We start from the raw sequence: 15552 nt of genomic DNA, 5'->3' as shown, positions 1-15552 counted from the left end.
TCGGCGATCAGATGCTCCAGCCGCCGGTTGGTTTCCCGCAGCGCGTCCCGTTCGCGCAGCACGGCTGGAACGGCGGCGCGCTGGCTTTCGGGGATGACGGACAGGTCGATGGACGGGGCTGGGGACATGCTGTCATCACACCCTGATCCATCTGTGGCTGAACGCTTTTTCCTGCGTTCAGGTCATTCCGCAACGGCTGGCTTCGGGGTTTCCAGAGGCCGGACCCGGCGCCAGTCGAGGCCTGCAAAAAGCGCCTCGAACTGCGTTCGGCTCAAGGTCATGGCCCCATCCCCGACGGCGGGCCAGGTGAAGCTGTCGGCCTTGAGGCGCTTGTTGGCCATCACCAGCCCGCTGCCGTCCCAGAGCAGGATCTTCAGCCGGCCGGCGCGTTTGAAATGGAACACAAAGACCGTGCCGGTGAAGGGTCCTCCGCCAGCATCGACTGCGCAAGCGCCGCCAATCCGTCGTGCCCCTTCCTGAAGTCCGCCGGCTTGGTCGCCACCAGGATCGGCATGCCCTGCGACGGCATCAGCATCCGGCGGCTCCAAGGGCACGAACGATCTCGGCCAGCCGAACGGCGGGCGTGTCCGCGGCCAGTTCGAGCCTCACCTCACCGATCACGATCCAGATGGCGCCCCGTGGCGGGAGGGTGGCGGTGACGCCGGGTCGCAGACCACCAGCGGGGCAAAAACCGGCTCGTCGGTCGGTGCGGGTGGCAGCACCAACTTGCCCTGCTTCGCCAGCCGCCGCCGCGCCGACAGCTGGTTCGGCTGCACATCATACCGCTCCGCCACAGCATCCACCGTAGCGCCCGGTTCAAGCGTATCGGCGACCACCCGAGCCTTCACCTCAGTCGGCCACCGGCGATGGCCCGACGCATAAATCTCGACGCCCAGGGAAGTGAGAAACGAAGTCTTGGCACATTGCGAAACGCGCTCCTCATCAGCCGATGGACAGGACTTCGCAGCACCGCCTCAGCCAGACAATGTTGGGTTCAGCCGTCGTTTACGGATGACGTGACGGGATACGGTTCAGCCTGTCGGCGCGACCAGCTGCACACGTGTCCGCTCGACCTGCGTTGCCTGCCAGTGGCCACCTCGCGCAATCTGGGCCCCAGGATTGTTCAGCACCTCCGCAATCCCTCTCAAGGTCTTCCCTTGGGCGCGCAAAGGTTTGATTGGGGCAGCCAGCTTCCGGGCATTGCCTATCGCCTCAAGCTGGACAGCGTCATTCCGCTCGGCGATCCTGTCGCGCAGGTCGCCCAGCTTGCTGCCCTATACCTTCCCCTCTGCCAGTGCGGCTTTCGTCCGAAGGGTCTCTGGCTCTGACCGCCGGTCACGCTGTCGGCAATGGCCAAGGGTTCAGCGTGAGTCCGGTTCAGGCACGGTCATCTCCGTCTAGAACAAACCGTCGATCTGGCCGTCGGCATTGATGCCGATGACCTCGGCGGCGGGGTGGCGTGGCAAGCCGGGCATCGTCATGATCTGACCACAGATGGCGACGATGAAGCCGGCGCCGGCGTTCAACCGAACCTCCCGCACGGGGATTACGTGACCGTCGGGCGCGCCGCGCAGTTCCGGGTCCGTCGAGAAGCTGTACTGCGTCTTGGCGATGCAGATCGGCATGCGGCCGTGGCCTGCGGCCTCCCATGCGGTCAGCTGGGCGCGGATACCGGGTGCGGCCTCGACACGGGCGGCGCGGTGAATGCGGGTGCAGACGGTCTCGATCTTTTGCCAAAGGGGCATCTCGTCAGGATAGAGCGTGCGGAAATCCGCAAGCCCGCCCTCGGCCAGGTCGACCACGGCCTGCGCCAGGTCGGTGGCCCCTGCCCCGCCATCGGCCCAGTGTCGGGCGGGCACGGCCATGACGCCGTGGCCCGAGCAGTAGGATTGCAGCGCCGCTATCTCGGCCTCGGTGTCGCCGGCAAAATGGTTCACCGCAACGACGACCGGCAGCCCGAAGCTGCGGATGTTGTCGAGGTGGCGACCCAGGTTGGCGCAGCCGCGCTCGACCGCGCTGACATCCTCGGCCGCAAGGTCGGCCTTGGCAACGCCGCCATTCATCTTGAGCGCGCGGATGGTGGCCACCAGCACCACTGCCGACGGGGCCAGGCCAGAGAGGCGACACTTGATGTTCAGGAACTTCTCGGCGCCAAGATCCGCGCCAAAGCCCGCTTCGGTCACGACATAGTCCGACAGCCGAAGCGCCGCCTTGGTGGCGATGACGCTGTTGCAGCCATGCGCGATGTTGGCGAAAGGCCCGCCGTGGACCAGCGCTGGATTGTTTTCCAGGGTCTGGACCAGGTTCGGCTGCAGCGCATCCCGCAGCAGTACCGTCATCGCGCCGCAGGCCTTCAGATCGCGCGCCGTCACCGGCTGACGGTCGCGCGTTTCGGCGACGACGATGCGGCCAAGACGTTCCTGCAGGTCCTCGGGGTCCCGCGCCAGGCAGAGGATCGCCATGACCTCGGATGCCACGGTGATGTCGAAGCCGGTCTGGCGGGAAAATCCGTTGGCGGGTCCGCCAAGCCCGATGACAATGTCGCGCAGGGACCGGTCGTTCATGTCCATGACGCGCCGCCAGGTGATCCGACGCGTGTCGATGTCCAAGGCGTTGCCCCAGTGAATGTGGTTGTCGATCATCGCGGCCAGCAGATTGTGGGCCGAGGTGATGGCGTGGAAATCCCCCGTGAAGTGGAGGTTCATGTCCTCCATCGGAACGATCTGCGCGTAACCGCCGCCCGCCGCGCCGCCCTTCATTCCGAAGTTCGGGCCAAGACTTGCCTCGCGGATGCAGATGGTGGTGCGCTTGCCGATGCGGTTCAGCGCATCGCCCAGGCCGACTGTGGTGGTGGTCTTGCCCTCGCCCGCCGGGGTCGGGTTGATGGCCGTCACCAGGATCAGCCGGCCCTGGGGCCGCCCTTCAAGGCCGGCGATCGCATCGTGGGTGATCTTGGCCTTGTCGTGGCCATAGGGCAGGATCTGGCGATCCGTCAGACCCAGACCGGCCGCGATTTCCGAGATGTCGCGCTTTTGCGCCGCGCGGGCGATCTGAATATCTGACTGCATGTACCTCTACCGCACCACCATGACCGATACGGGCGAGTGCCGTACGACCGCGTTCGCATCCCGACTGACCAGGATGCTTCGCAATTCATCGGGCTTGTGGCTGGCCATGACAATCAGATCAACGTCGTATTTTTCCGCATTTTTGAGAATTGTTTCCGAAATATTTCCATGACCCACATGGGTCCGGACCCGAAACGGGTCGGGGAAGTGCTGGCTGGCGAAGTCGTCCAGCGAATCCTTCATGGCCTGCAGTGCCTTTTCCTCAAATCCCTTGGGCAGGAACGTTGCCACCATCGAGCTGCCGAAATCGTGCACGATGCCCAACAGATGGATGGTCGCGTGTCCGCCGGCCAGGTGCTGCGCCACGGGCAGCGCCCGGTCCCAGCTTTCAGGGTGTTGAAGGTCGATCGGCAGAAGGATGTTGTTATGCATGGCGGGCACCTTTCTGCGCACGACGGGCGGCGGGCCGGGTCGTGTCGGGCCGTCTGCGCTGCGACCAGACGACAAGCGCCAGCAGCAGGAAGGCCGGGATATAGATCCAGTAGCGCGAAGGCGCCGCCACCGGCGCGTTGACTGCCAGAATCGTCTGGTCCCAGTCCAGCCCGGCCTCTTGCGCGGGGCTGTCGAAGGCCACGTTGTCGATCATCACTCGGTCGCCGTCCTCGATCAACTCGATCCCGGCGGCGGCAAGGCGATCCTCTCCGGTCTCGCCCTCGGGGACGGGCAGCAGGGCGGTGAACTCGACGGGATTGCCGATCTCGTTCAGGCCCGAGATCCGCAGCCGCAGGGCGTCGCCCGGCTCGCTGTCGACCAGGGCCTCGACGAACTCGGCCCCCGGACGCTCTTCGAAGGGCGGAAAGGCGTAGCTCCAGAAGAAGCCGGGGCGGAAGATCGTGAAGGCGATCAGCAAGAGAGCCGCGGTTTCCCAAATGCGGTTACGGACCAGAAACCAGCCCTGGGTCGCTGCGGCGAACAGCAGCATCGCCACCGTGGCCGTGATGAAGACGAAGATGCCCTGGACCCAGCTCACGTCGATCAGCAGAAGATCGGTGTTGAAGATGAACAGGAACGGCAGCGCCGCCGTCCGCAGGCTGTAGAAGAAGGCCACGACGCCGGTGCGGATCGGATCGCCCCCCGATACGGCCGCCGCCGCGAACGACGCGAGGCCCACTGGCGGCGTGACGTCGGCCATGATGCCGAAGTAGAACACGAACAGGTGCACAGCGATCAGCGGCACGATCAGGCCGTTCTGTTGACCCAGTGTGACGATGACCGGCGCCAGCAGGGCCGAGACGACGATATAGTTCGCGGTCGTCGGCAGGCCCATTCCCAGGATCAGCGACAGGAGGGCCGTCAGCCCCAGGATCGCCAGCAGGTTGCCGCCCGACAGCACCTCGACCACGTCGGCCAGGGCAGAGCCTACGCCCGTCTGGCTGACCGCGCCGACGATGATGCCAGCGGCCGCCGTTGCGATACCGATGCCGATCATGTTCCGCGCGCCCGAGATCAGGCCGTCCACCAGGTCGTTGACGCCGGATCGCATCGCGGAGCCGGTCGACCTGTTTCCGGTGCGATCCATGCCGCGCAGCATGACCATCAGCGGGCGCTGCGTGACCAGGATGAAGATCATGAACGCGGTCGCCCAGAAGGCCGACAGGCCCGGCGACAGCCGGTCCACCATCAGCGCCCAGACCAGCACCACGACTGGCAGGATGAAGTGCAGGCCCGACCGCACCGTCGGCCCAGGCAGGGGCAGCGAGGTCACGGGCTCGTTCGGGTCGTCGATTCGCAGCGGCTCCTCGCGCGAGGCGATCCACAGAAGGCCGATATAGGCCGCCGTCAGCAGGCCGAAGACGACATAGGGCGCATTGGCGCCGAAAGCGGGACGGATCCAGCCCATGCCGTAATAGACCGCCAGCGACAGCGCACAGATGCCCGCGATGATGAACGCCGCCGTCAGCAGGCGGCGCAGGATCGGGGGCGGCTCGTAGGCCCGCGGCAGACCCTCCATCCCGGCCTTCGCGGCCTCGAGGTGGACGATATAGACCAGCGCGATATAGCTGATCGTGGCGGGCAGAAAGGCGTGCCGGACCACGTCGAAATAGGGGATGCCGACGTATTCGACCATCAGGAACGCTGCGGCGCCCATGACCGGCGGCATGATCTGCCCGTTGACCGAGGACGCAACCTCGACCGCGCCGGCCTTTTCGCTGGAAAAGCCCACCTTCTTCATCAGCGGGATGGTGAAGGTGCCCGTGGTCACCACGTTGGCGATGGACGACCCCGAGATCAGGCCCGTCATCGCACTGCTGACCACGGCCGCCTTGGCCGGTCCGCCGCGCATGTGGCCCATCAGCGAAAACGCGACCTGGATGAAGTAGTTGCCCGCCCCGGCCTTGTCCAGCAGCGCGCCGAACAGCACGAACAGGAAGACGAAGCTGGTCGACACGCCAAGCGCGATGCCGAACACGCCCTCGGTCGTGATCCACTGGTGGTTCGCGACCTCTGACAGCGAATTGCCGCCATGTGCGATGATCGACGGCATGTAGGGGCCAAGGAAGGTATAGACCAGGAAGACGGTCGCGACGATCATCAGCGCCGGCCCAAGGCTGCGGCGCGTGGCCTCCAGCAGCAGCAGCAGACCGATGACGGCGACCAGAAGGTCGCGGGTGATCGGCGCGCCGACGCGGCGGCCAAGCTCGTCGCTGTAGACGAAGACGTACATTGCCACCACGACGGACACCAGCGCCAGCGCCCATTCCCAGGGCGGCACCCAGCTCTTCGGGCTGCCCAGCAGGATCGCGACGATCACGCCCGCGGCAGACAGTCCGATCCACCAGATCGGCATGTCGCCCGCCGCGCCATAGGCAAAGAGCCCGGCCAGGATCAGCGGGATTGCCACGCCGAGACCCAGCTGGAAGGGCGACTTCTCGGCCGGATAGGCCATGAATGCCAGGAACATCGCAAAGGCCAGGTGGACCGAGCGCGCGTCGGTCGCGCTGATGATGCCGAAGTTCAGCATGAACGGCAGCGGCGAGGCGATCCACAGCTGGAACAGCGACCAGGACAGCGCCACCGCCAGGATCAGCTTGCCGACTGCCCCCGGCGGAGTCCGCGCGCCTGTGTCGGACGAAGCGACAAGCTCGTCCAGTTCCTCCTGCGACAGATCGCCATGTCCGGAAGCCTGCAGCTCGACCGCGCTGGCCTGTTGCTGGCGGCGCTTCTCATGGTCCCGTTCGTCGCTCATCGAAGCACCTCCGCATTTCCGGTTTCATTCCGTTCAAGGAAGAAGGCGGTCCCGCAGGACCGCCCCCCTTGTCAAGTGCGGATCACTCGATCCAGCCTTGTTCGCGGTAATACCGCTCGGCCCCCGGATGCAGCGGCGCGCTGTTGCCTTCGGCGATCATGTCCTGGGGTTCCAGCGACTCGAAGGCCGGATGCAGGCCCTTGAAGCGATCGAAGTTGTCGAAGACGGCCTTCACCACTTGGTAGACCGTTTCCTCGGGGACTTCAGCCGAGGTGACGAAGGTCGCCTTCACGCCGAAGGTCTCGGTATCCTCGTCGTTGCCGGCATACATGCCGCCGGGGATTGTCACCTTCGAATAATAGGGATTGTCGGCGACCAGCTTGTCGATTGCCTCGCCCGCGACGGTCACCAGGTTCGAATCCACCGTCGACGTGGCTTCCTGGATCGAGCCGTTCGGATGGCCGACCGTATAGCTGATCGCGTCGACCTGGTTGTCGCCAAGCGCCGCCGACTGCTCGGCCGGGCGCAGTTCGGATGCCAGCGTAAAGTCGTCCATCGACATGCCCATCGCGTCCAGCACAATCTCGAACGTCCCGCGAGACCCCGAGCCGGGATTGCCCACGTTGACGCGCTTGCCGGCCAAGTCCTCGAAGTTCTCGATCCCGGCGTCGGCGCGGGCCAGCACGGTGAACGGCTCGGGGTGGACGGCAAAGACGGCGCGCAGGTCTTCGAAGGCGTCGCCCTCATAGTCCGAGCTGCCGTTATAGGCGTGGTATTGCCAGTCGGACTGGGCCACGCCCATCGTCATGTCGCCCGACTTGATGGCGTTGATGTTGGCGATGGACCCGCCGGTCGCGGGGGCCGTGCAGCGCAGGCCGGTTTCGGCGCTGTCGCGGTTCACAAGCCGGCAAATCGACTGGCCGACGACGTAGTAGACACCCGTCTGGCCGCCGGTGCCGATGGTGATGAACTGTTCTTCCTGGGCCAGGACCGGCTGCGCGCTCAGCGCGAAGGCGGTGCATAGCAGGATCGGTTTCAGCTTGCTCATGCGGCTTCTCCTCTGGTTCTTCATGTGGCGGGGCAGGACGCAGCCCGCCGCTTCATGCCACGATGGTCCCCGAAGTTTGCCGGTTGGACAACCCCTTGATGCGGACAGGGCCTTCCGCGGGCCATTCAGTCCTGCAGGACGTGCCGGACGCGGGCCTGCAGTTCGGGGACCAGTTCAGCCTCGAACCAGGGGTTCTTCTTCAGCCAAGCCGTGTTGCGCCAGGACGGATGCGGCAGCGGGATGACCCCGTCGGGCGCGTCGCGCCACGACCGCACGATTTCCGTCACGGCGCGCCGGTCGCCCAGGTGCCACCTCTGGGCATGGCCGCCGATCAGCAGCTTGAGCTTCAGGTTCGGCATCAACGCCATGGCCCGCCCGTGCCAGGTCGCGGCGCAGAGTGCGGGCGGCGGCAGGTCGCTGCCCTTGGCGTCATAGCCGGGAAAGCAGAAGCTGGTGGGCAGGATCGCGACCTTGCCGCGATCATAGAAGCCTGCCTCGTCCAGCCCCAGCCAACCCCGCAGCCTGTCGCCCGAACGGTCCCAGAACGGAATGCCCGCCTCGTGGACGCGCATCCCTGGCGCCTGGCTTGCAACCAGCAGCCGCGCAGCCGGGTCGAACCAGACGACCGGCCGCGGCGCGTGGCGCGTGCAGGTGGCTGCAAACCGCTCGGCACAAAGGCGACAGGCGGCGATTTCGCTCAACAGGTGGTTCATGCCGGCGAGATATGGCGGATCAGGACGAAAGCAAGCCGCGGTGGCGGCTGATAAATCGCAGCCGCCTGCCGGTGCGCCGCGGCACGTTCGCCGAAGAATTGATGCAAACTTGCGTCAGATCGCGCTGGCCTCCTGGCCCGTCCCAGGGTCCGATGCCGTCACTGGACAGCGCCATGCCGGCAGCCTAAGGTTGTGTCACTTCCTCAGGCACCGTGCATGGCGCGGCCCGTGCCCCTTGATCTGGTTCAATATCGCCATGCTGGAATTCGACAACGTCTCGAAATCTTTCTGGACGGGCAAGCAGCACAAGATCATCCTGGACCAGGCGTCGTTTCGGGTCGAACTTGGCAATTCGCTGGGGATCCTGGCGCCGAACGGCACCGGCAAGACAACGCTGATCAACATGATGTGCGGCCTGGAAAAACCCGACGAGGGCAAGATCCGGCGCGATTGCCGCATCTCGTTCCCGCTCGGTTTCATGGGCGGCCTGGTGAACCGGCACACCGCTAGCGAGAACGCGCGCTACATCGCCCGCATCTACGGGCTGGACCCCGATTACGTTTCGGCCTTCACGCGGTGGTTGTGCGACATCCACGAATATTTCGACATGCCGGTCGGCACCTTTTCCAGCGGAATGCGGCAACGCTTCACCTTTGCGCTGCTTCTTGCGCTGGATTTCGACATCTACCTGATCGACGAGGGGATGCCGCAGACGACGGATGTCGAATTCAACCGCAAGGCGGGCCGGGTGCTGTTCGACCGCCTGAAGACAGCGACCACCATCGTCGTGTCCCACCAGCCCAGCACGATCGAGAAATTCTGCAACAGGGCGGCAATCCTGCGGGACGGCAGGCTCTATATGTTCGAGACCCTGGACGAGGCCAAGCAGTATTATGACTACACCTCCTAAGACGCGCCGCTACCACGCCTCTACCGCCGAATCCGTCCGGGCGGGCAGCGTGCCGCCGGCCGAGGACACGGCGCCGGCCCCCCGGCTGGAGGTAATCCGCAAGGACGCGCAGGCGGAGTTCGATCCGCAGACCGAGGACGACAAGCGGCTGGAACGCCTGACGGCGACACAGCCCGCCGACGACGGCTTCGGCGAGTTCAGCCTGACCCGCCCCGCCCCCGAGGAGACGGCGCCCCAACCCGATGCCGACCTGGAGGCGCGCCTTGCCGCGATCAGGGCCGAGAACCTGACCGAGCGGCAGTTGCGCATCGCCCGCCGCATCGCCGCCCTGCACCAGATAGAGGTGTCGTCGGGCGAAGAGGCCGTGCTGCGGCTGCGGGAACGTGGCATCGACCCGTCGCATCGCAGCGCCGTCGGCAGCATCCTGTCGGCCGAAGGCAGCCGCGCCCAGGCGGCACCGGCGAGCAACCCGCCGGCGGTCCGCCAGCCGCCGGTGCCGTCGGTCGTTCCCGACACCGCGCCGGCCAAGCGCCCCGCGCTGCCCTCGCGCGAGGATCTGACCGAGGAGAGGCGCGCGGCAGAGATCTTCCGCATCCAGCGCGACCTGGCTCGCCGCCGCCGTAGGCGGCTGACGATGCTTCTCGCACGCCTGCTGATATTCGTCGTCATTCCCACGATCGCCGTCGGCATCTACTACTTCAGATACGCCACGCCACTCTACGCCACGTTCTCGCAGTTCCAGATCCAGTCGGCAGAAGGTGGCGGGGGCGGGATGGGCGGCATGCCCGGCCTGTCGGCCATGGCCACCAACACCGATGCCGTCGCCGTCCAGAGCTATTTGACGTCCCGCGTGGCGATGCTGCGCCTTGACGAGGATTTGGGGTTCCGCGAGGCGTTCCAGGATCCTGATATCGATCCGGTCACGCGGCTGGACCCCGAAGCGTCGATGGAGGACGCCTTCTCGCTGTACAGGAACCTGGTCGAGATCGGATATGATCCGACAGAGGGCATGCTGAACATGGAAGTGGTCGCGCCCGATCCGCAGCTGAGCGAGGCGTTCTCGCGCGCCCTCATCTCCTATGCCGAGGAACTGGTCGACGACCTGACGGCGCGGCTGAGGTCCGACCAGATGGACGGGGCTCGAGAGGCCTATGACGATGCCGAGGCGAAGATGCTGGCCGCCCAGAACCGCGTGCAGGAACTGCAGCAGAGGATGGGCGTGCTGGACCCCGCCGCCGAGACATCGGTCATCATGGGACAGGTCGCGCAGCTTGAGGGCCAGCTGACGGAAAAGCAGTTGGAACTTGGGCAGTTGCTCGCCAATGCCCGGCCGCAGGAAAGCCGCGTCGAGGCGGTTCGCGGCGACATCGCGCGCCTGCGCCAGATGGTTGCCGACACGCGCGAGGATCTGACCGAAGGGTCCGGGACCCGCAGTTCCCTGGCCGCCATCACCGGCGAGTTGCGCATCGCCGAGGGCGAGTTGCTGACCCGGCAAGAGCTGCTGTCCGCCGCCGCAACGCAGATGGAGGCCGCCCGCATCGAGGCGAACAAGCAGGTTCGTTACCTGTCGATGTCAATCGCACCGATCCCGCCGGACGAGGCGACCTATCCCAGGGCATTCCAGAACACCCTGGTGGCATTCCTGATCTTTTCAGGTATCTACCTGATGCTGTCGTTGACGGCCTCCATCCTTCGCGAACAGGTTTCGACATGACGCATCACAAGCACATCGCCCTCGGCCCCGTCACCTGCGGCAACGACCTGCCGTTGACGGTCATCGCGGGTCCCTGCCAGCTGGAATCGCTGGACCACGCCCTGATGATCGCCAAGACGATGGCCGCGGCCTGCAAGGCGGCCGGCGCAGGCTTTGTCTTCAAGGCAAGCTACGACAAGGCGAATCGCACCTCGTTGTCGGGGCGGCGCGGCCTGGGCATCGACGAGGGGCTGCAGATCCTGGCGACCGTGCGCGACCGAATTGGTTGCCCGGTGCTGACCGACATCCACGATGCCGAACAGGCGGTCCGCGCGGCCGAGGTGGTGGACGTGATCCAGATCCCGGCCTTCCTGTGCCGCCAGACTGACCTGCTCTTGGCCGCCGGCCGGACCGGCGCTGTGGTCAACGTCAAGAAGGGACAGTTCCTGGCCCCCTGGGACATGCCGAACGTGGCCGACAAGGTCGCTTCGACCGGAAACGACAATATCCTTCTGACCGAACGCGGTGCCAGCTTCGGCTATAACACGCTTGTGGCGGACATGCGGTCCCTGCCGATCATGGCCCGGACCGGTTATCCGATCATCATGGACGCGACCCATTCCGTGCAGCAGCCCGGCGGCCAGGGCGGCAGCTCGGGCGGGCAGCGCGAATTCGCGCCGGTCATGGCCCGCGCCGCGGTTGCGCTCGGCGTGGCAGGCGTCTTCATCGAGACGCACGAGGATCCCGACCGCGCGCCGTCTGACGGGCCGAACATGATCCCGCTTGCGCGGATGGGCGATCTCGTCGCCTCTCTCATGCGCTTCGACGCGTTGGCGAAGGCGGACCCTCTGCCGGCATGATCCGCGCATTTCTTCTGGTCTTCCTGCTTGCACTGACACCTGCGGCCGCGCAGCAGGTCGACCAAGCCGAAACGCCGACAGGGACGATCCCCGTCAACAGCGACCGCGCCTCGGACCTTGCGATCTTCAGCCGGATCTCCAGCATTCTGGCGCAGCTTCCCGACTTCGACGCGCTGCGCGTCCAGGTGGATGCCGGCGTTGTCACGTTGACCGGCGAGGTGACCGAGCAAGAAACGATCGACCGTCTGCGTGGACTGATCACCCGCGTCGACGGCGTCGTTGCGATCGAGAACAAGGTCCGGCTGTCGACGGACCTGGGCACGCGGCTGGACTCGGTCCGTGCGCGATTTCAGTCGCGCCTGACGCAGGTTGTCGCGGGACTGCCGTTCATGGGCTTGGGTCTTGCCGTAGGTGCGGTCATCGTGCTGCTGGGCGGCTGGGTTTCCCGTCGGCAGCGGGTGCTGGCGGGCATCGCGCCGAACCCGTTCATCGCCGGGTTTCTGGCGCAGGCGATCCGCTTGTGCGCCTGGATCATCGCATTGGTCGTGGCGCTGGACCTGATGGGCGCGCGGGCACTTCTGGGAACGCTGCTGGGTGCGGCCGGCATCTTCGGCCTATCGCTCAGCTTCGCGGCGCGCGACACGATCGAAGGGTTCGTGGCGACAATGCTGCTGTCGCTGCGCCAGCCCTTCAGTCCCAATGACCTGATCGAGGTGGCCGGAATGCGTGGACGCGTGATCCGGCTGACCAGCCGCGGAACGACACTGCTGACGCTGGACGGCAACCACATCCGCATCCCGAACCAGATCATCTACAAGGCCGTATTGACGAACTATACCCGCAATCCGGAACGCCGCTTCATGGTTGATCTGGCCATCGATCCCGCCGCCGATCCGGGCCCTGCGCGCGACTTGGCTCTGAAGACGCTGGTCGCCATGCCGTTCGTGCTGGCGCGGCCCGAGCCGGTGGCTTGGCTGGATTCGTCGGGACCCGAGTACGTCGTGATTCGTGCCGGGGGCTGGGTGTCGCAGGACGGGACGGACTTCGACCTTGCGCGGGGCGAGGCGTTTCGCCTGCTGCGCTACGCGTTCGATTCGCAGGGTTACCTGCCCCCGGAACCCGTTCACCGCATCCAGCTGGAACAGCCTGGCGTCACGCGCCCTTCGCTGCGGCCGGTGCAGCCGGTGGACCGGCGGCTGTCGGAATTGGGCCCCGACGCCGCCTTCGAGGAAATGGTCGAGCGCGAGCGCGTGGACGACGGCCGTGACCTGCTGAGCCCCAGCGCCCGCTAGGCGGCCCGACCTGCAGCATCGGCGGACGCCCAGGCCCACTGGAAGTTGTAGCCCCCCAGCCAACCCGTCACGTCGACGCATTCGCCGATGAACGACAGCTGCGGCATCTGACGCGCCTGCATCGTGCGCGAATCGAGATCTCGCGTATCGATACCGCCAAGCGTCACCTCGGCAGTGCGATAACCTTCGGTGCCGACCGGCCGAACCTGCCAGCGGTTCACCCGCGCCCCCACGGCCTCCAACCGGGTGTTCGACTGGTCGGCCAGCCGCGCCTGCCCCAGGCCCATCTCGGCAGCGATCGATTGCGCAAGACGTTCGGGCAGCACCTGCGCCAGCGCCGTCCCCACTCCACTGCGACCGGCGCTGCCCCGCGCCGACTTCAGCACGGCTGCGACATCGCAACCCGGCGCAAGGTCGATCCGCAGCTCCTCTCCCGCTTGCCAGAAGCTCGAGATCTGCAGGATCTCCGGACCGCTGAGGCCGCGATGCGTGAACAGCAGGGCGTCCCGGAAACGGCCGCCGCCATGCGCGATCTCGGCCTCGACCGCGACGCCCGCAAGCGGACGGCAGAGCGACAACTCTTGCTCGGCAAATGTCATCGGCACCAACGCGGGCCGGGTCTCCACCATGCGCAGGCCGAATTGCCGGGCAACCTCATAGGCGCGGCCGGTCGCCCCCATCTTCGGGATAGACTTGCCGCCGGTCGCGACGACAAGCCGCGCCGCGCTGACCGGACCGGCCGGAGTGCCCACGACGAAGCGGTCGCCCTGGTGGACGACATCGTCTAGAGGCGTCTCCATCCGCAGTTCCGCTCCCTTCATGCGGGCCAGCAACATGTCCGTGATCTGCGTCGCCCGGCCGTCGCAGAACAGCTGCCCCAAGGTTTTCTCGTGCCAGCCGATCCCGGCCTGGTCGACAAGCCTCACGAACGCCTCGGGCCGATACCGCGCCAGGGCGCTGGCCGCGAACCGCGGGTTCTGCGACAGGAAGCGGTTCGGTTCGGTCGCGAGATTGGTGAAGTTGCACCGCCCACCGCCCGAGATCCTGATCTTCTCGCCAGGCTTCGACGCATGATCCAGCAAGAGAACGCGCCTGCCCTGCCTCAAAGCCGAACCAGCGCAGAACAGCCCGGCGGCGCCGGCACCCAGAATAAGAAGGTCGACATGCTCCATCCCCGCCCCATATCCGGCGCCCGAAACAGGAGCAACATTTTCCGTTTTTTCGACTTGCACCCACCGGCGGGCTTGGGTAATCACCCTCCACAGTTGGGGCGTGGCCAAGTGGTAAGGCATCGGTTTTTGGTACCGTGTACCGTAGGTTCGAATCCTACCGCCCCAGCCAGAATAACATAACTATTTGAAAGATAAGTAGATAGTCGCCGCAAGGCGTCCTGTTGGACCCATGTCCTCCGTGCTTGTCCTCCAGACCCACCGCGCCCCAGCTTCAAGGGCCAAGAGTGGGCATCGCCAACTTCGTCTTTCGCCGGGCTGCCGTCTACACGTGGCGACGCCGAATTCTCACATGTATCGGTTGCGAAGGCCTCCACCTTCAATCAGTCTGGGAACAGCCTGCCCGGCAGCCGCGGCTCCGGCGACCGGCACGCCAGCACCTACCGCGCCCAGGTCATCGCCGGTCTTCTGGAACAGTTCGACGGTGTCATGGGCCTTGAGGGGGTGCTGGTCTTGGCCGCCACCAACCACCTCGAGGCCATTGACCCGGCGCTGCGCCGCCCCGGCCGGATCGACCGCAGCCTCGCGCGGCCGCTGCCCGGGCGCGCGGCCATCCGCGCGCTGGTGGTGCGGCGGGTGGGTGACGTGCTGCCGGACGCCGATCTCGACGACCTCGCCCGACGCGGGGCCGGATGCAGCCCCGCCGCGCTTGACGGGGCGCTGCGCGAGGCGAGGCGAGGAGCCGGGCGCGATCGGCGGGGCGCTGATGACCTCCAACGCTCCCGAACCGCGGGATCAAGCGCCAAATGTCCGTGGCGCTCCATGGCGGCTGCCAGCATCGGGATCAGTGGCTTCAACCGCTTGCCGCAAATCCTGTCCGAGGCCTCCCACAGCAGGATCAAAGCTTCGCGGACTGCGTCGTCATAAAGCCTGCGCCGGTGTCTAGGTGCTGATCGGTCCTTGCTGCTTCCACCGCGAAGAAGCCGCGCAGCGTGCTTGCGATGGTAGCCCGTCAGCGCCACGAACTCCGTCAGGATCCGAACCTTGTCCTCTCGCCCGGCCTGACCGAAACGCAGGGTCAGTGCCGCCAAAAGCTCATCGCGCGTCGCCAGGCTCACCTGCCTCATCAGAGCCTTCCCCAGCAGAAATGCCCGGGAACATTTCTACTAAGGCAACGGCTCTATCTTCGGCAACATTTCAGGCGAGGCAATGCGCGGCGAGACGAGGTGGTCGCCGCCGAGATCAAGCGCCTTGAAGCGGAGGTGGCGGAACTCGCCCCGGCAGCGGACGATCACGAGGCGCTGCCGGCCTGCGGGACCTACGCCCTGCCGCAGTCATGGCTGCGGCCGCTCCGCCAGCGCTGCCGCGAGTTGCGGCTGCGCTTCAGCCTGCGCAACGGCGAGATCCGCTGCCAGCGGCTCTTCGAGACGGCCGAAGCCTCGGAAGCCCTTAGGACAGGCCGGATCCATCTCGGCGGCAGCGAGACCGTGCCGGTCCGCATGGCGTTCCATCCCGGCTTCGACGCCCTGACCCGCCGCTGAACATCAGGGCG

General features: G+C 66.1%; 15 protein-coding genes and 1 tRNA gene. 7 read left to right on the top strand and 9 right to left on the bottom strand.

Annotated elements, in window-relative coordinates; translation table 11 throughout:
• Window positions 1-182 precede the first annotated feature (182 nt).
• From tnpB to OC159_RS16515, 8 genes are all read right to left on the bottom strand, one after another.
• On the bottom strand, window positions 183-404 hold the full coding sequence (gene tnpB, locus OC159_RS16550) for an IS66 family insertion sequence element accessory protein TnpB (RefSeq protein ID WP_265502275.1): 222 nt from the start codon (window positions 402-404) through the stop codon (window positions 183-185).
• A complete protein-coding gene (locus tag OC159_RS16545) occupies window positions 374-535 on the bottom strand; it encodes a hypothetical protein (protein ID WP_265502274.1) in 162 nt (53 codons plus the stop codon). The genes tnpB and OC159_RS16545 overlap by 31 nt, the downstream gene beginning before the upstream one ends.
• 82 nt (window positions 536-617) lie before the next feature.
• The gene (locus OC159_RS16540) at window positions 618-836 is read right to left on the bottom strand and encodes a transposase (RefSeq protein WP_265502273.1); all 219 of its coding nucleotides are present in this window, start codon (window positions 834-836) and stop codon (window positions 618-620) included.
• 561 nt (window positions 837-1397) lie between these two features.
• Entirely contained in the window at window positions 1398-3068 is a 1671-nt protein-coding gene (locus tag OC159_RS16535; protein ID WP_265502272.1) for a formate--tetrahydrofolate ligase, read from the bottom strand.
• Window positions 3069-3074: 6 nt separating this feature from the next.
• The gene (locus OC159_RS16530) at window positions 3075-3500 is read right to left on the bottom strand and encodes a universal stress protein (protein WP_265502271.1); all 426 of its coding nucleotides are present in this window, start codon (window positions 3498-3500) and stop codon (window positions 3075-3077) included.
• Complete coding sequence (locus tag OC159_RS16525) at window positions 3493-6315, bottom strand: TRAP transporter permease (RefSeq protein WP_265502270.1); 2823 nt, start codon at window positions 6313-6315, stop codon at window positions 3493-3495. The genes OC159_RS16530 and OC159_RS16525 overlap by 8 nt, the downstream gene beginning before the upstream one ends.
• 82 nt (window positions 6316-6397) lie before the next feature.
• Window positions 6398-7363, bottom strand: coding sequence for a TAXI family TRAP transporter solute-binding subunit (locus OC159_RS16520; RefSeq protein ID WP_265502269.1), 966 nt, complete (start codon window positions 7361-7363; stop codon window positions 6398-6400).
• Window positions 7364-7488: 125 nt separating this feature from the next.
• A complete protein-coding gene (locus OC159_RS16515) occupies window positions 7489-8076 on the bottom strand; it encodes a uracil-DNA glycosylase family protein (RefSeq protein WP_265502268.1) in 588 nt (195 codons plus the stop codon).
• A 256-nt stretch (window positions 8077-8332) separates the two neighbouring features.
• On the opposite strand from OC159_RS16515, the gene OC159_RS16510 reads away from it, so the two are divergent.
• The 4 genes from OC159_RS16510 to OC159_RS16495 are packed head-to-tail and all read left to right on the top strand — an operon-like array spanning window position 8333 to window position 12831.
• Window positions 8333-8986, top strand: coding sequence for an ABC transporter ATP-binding protein (locus tag OC159_RS16510; protein ID WP_265502277.1), 654 nt, complete (start codon window positions 8333-8335; stop codon window positions 8984-8986).
• Window positions 8970-10700, top strand: coding sequence for a capsule biosynthesis protein (locus tag OC159_RS16505; RefSeq protein ID WP_265502267.1), 1731 nt, complete (start codon window positions 8970-8972; stop codon window positions 10698-10700). The genes OC159_RS16510 and OC159_RS16505 overlap by 17 nt, the downstream gene beginning before the upstream one ends.
• Complete coding sequence (kdsA, locus tag OC159_RS16500) at window positions 10697-11539, top strand: 3-deoxy-8-phosphooctulonate synthase (protein ID WP_265502266.1); 843 nt, start codon at window positions 10697-10699, stop codon at window positions 11537-11539. The genes OC159_RS16505 and kdsA overlap by 4 nt, the downstream gene beginning before the upstream one ends.
• Entirely contained in the window at window positions 11536-12831 is a 1296-nt protein-coding gene (locus OC159_RS16495) for a mechanosensitive ion channel domain-containing protein (protein WP_265502265.1), read from the top strand. Before kdsA ends, OC159_RS16495 begins: the two co-directional genes overlap by 4 nt.
• Here OC159_RS16495 and OC159_RS16490 read toward each other — a convergent pair.
• On the bottom strand, window positions 12828-14003 hold the full coding sequence (locus tag OC159_RS16490) for a BaiN/RdsA family NAD(P)/FAD-dependent oxidoreductase (RefSeq protein ID WP_265502264.1): 1176 nt from the start codon (window positions 14001-14003) through the stop codon (window positions 12828-12830). The genes OC159_RS16495 and OC159_RS16490 overlap by 4 nt on opposite strands.
• A 94-nt stretch (window positions 14004-14097) precedes the next feature.
• On the opposite strand from OC159_RS16490, the gene OC159_RS16485 reads away from it, so the two are divergent.
• The 3 genes from OC159_RS16485 (at window position 14098) to OC159_RS16475 (ending at window position 15541) form a co-directional block, all read left to right on the top strand.
• A tRNA-Gln gene (locus tag OC159_RS16485) sits at window positions 14098-14172 on the top strand.
• 146 nt (window positions 14173-14318) lie between these two features.
• Window positions 14319-14927, top strand: a complete 609-nt coding sequence (locus tag OC159_RS20240) for an AAA family ATPase (RefSeq protein ID WP_407674147.1) — start codon at window positions 14319-14321, stop codon at window positions 14925-14927.
• Between the two features lie 74 nt (window positions 14928-15001).
• Window positions 15002-15541, top strand: a complete 540-nt coding sequence (locus OC159_RS16475) for a hypothetical protein (protein WP_265502262.1) — start codon at window positions 15002-15004, stop codon at window positions 15539-15541.
• Window positions 15542-15552 lie beyond the last annotated feature (11 nt).

It is taken from the genome of Paracoccus beibuensis (assembly GCF_026162625.1).
Taxonomy (GTDB): Bacteria; Pseudomonadota; Alphaproteobacteria; order Rhodobacterales; family Rhodobacteraceae; genus Paracoccus; species Paracoccus beibuensis.
Note: the sequence above shows the minus strand (reverse complement) of the source record. Positions and strands in the feature narration are given on the sequence as shown.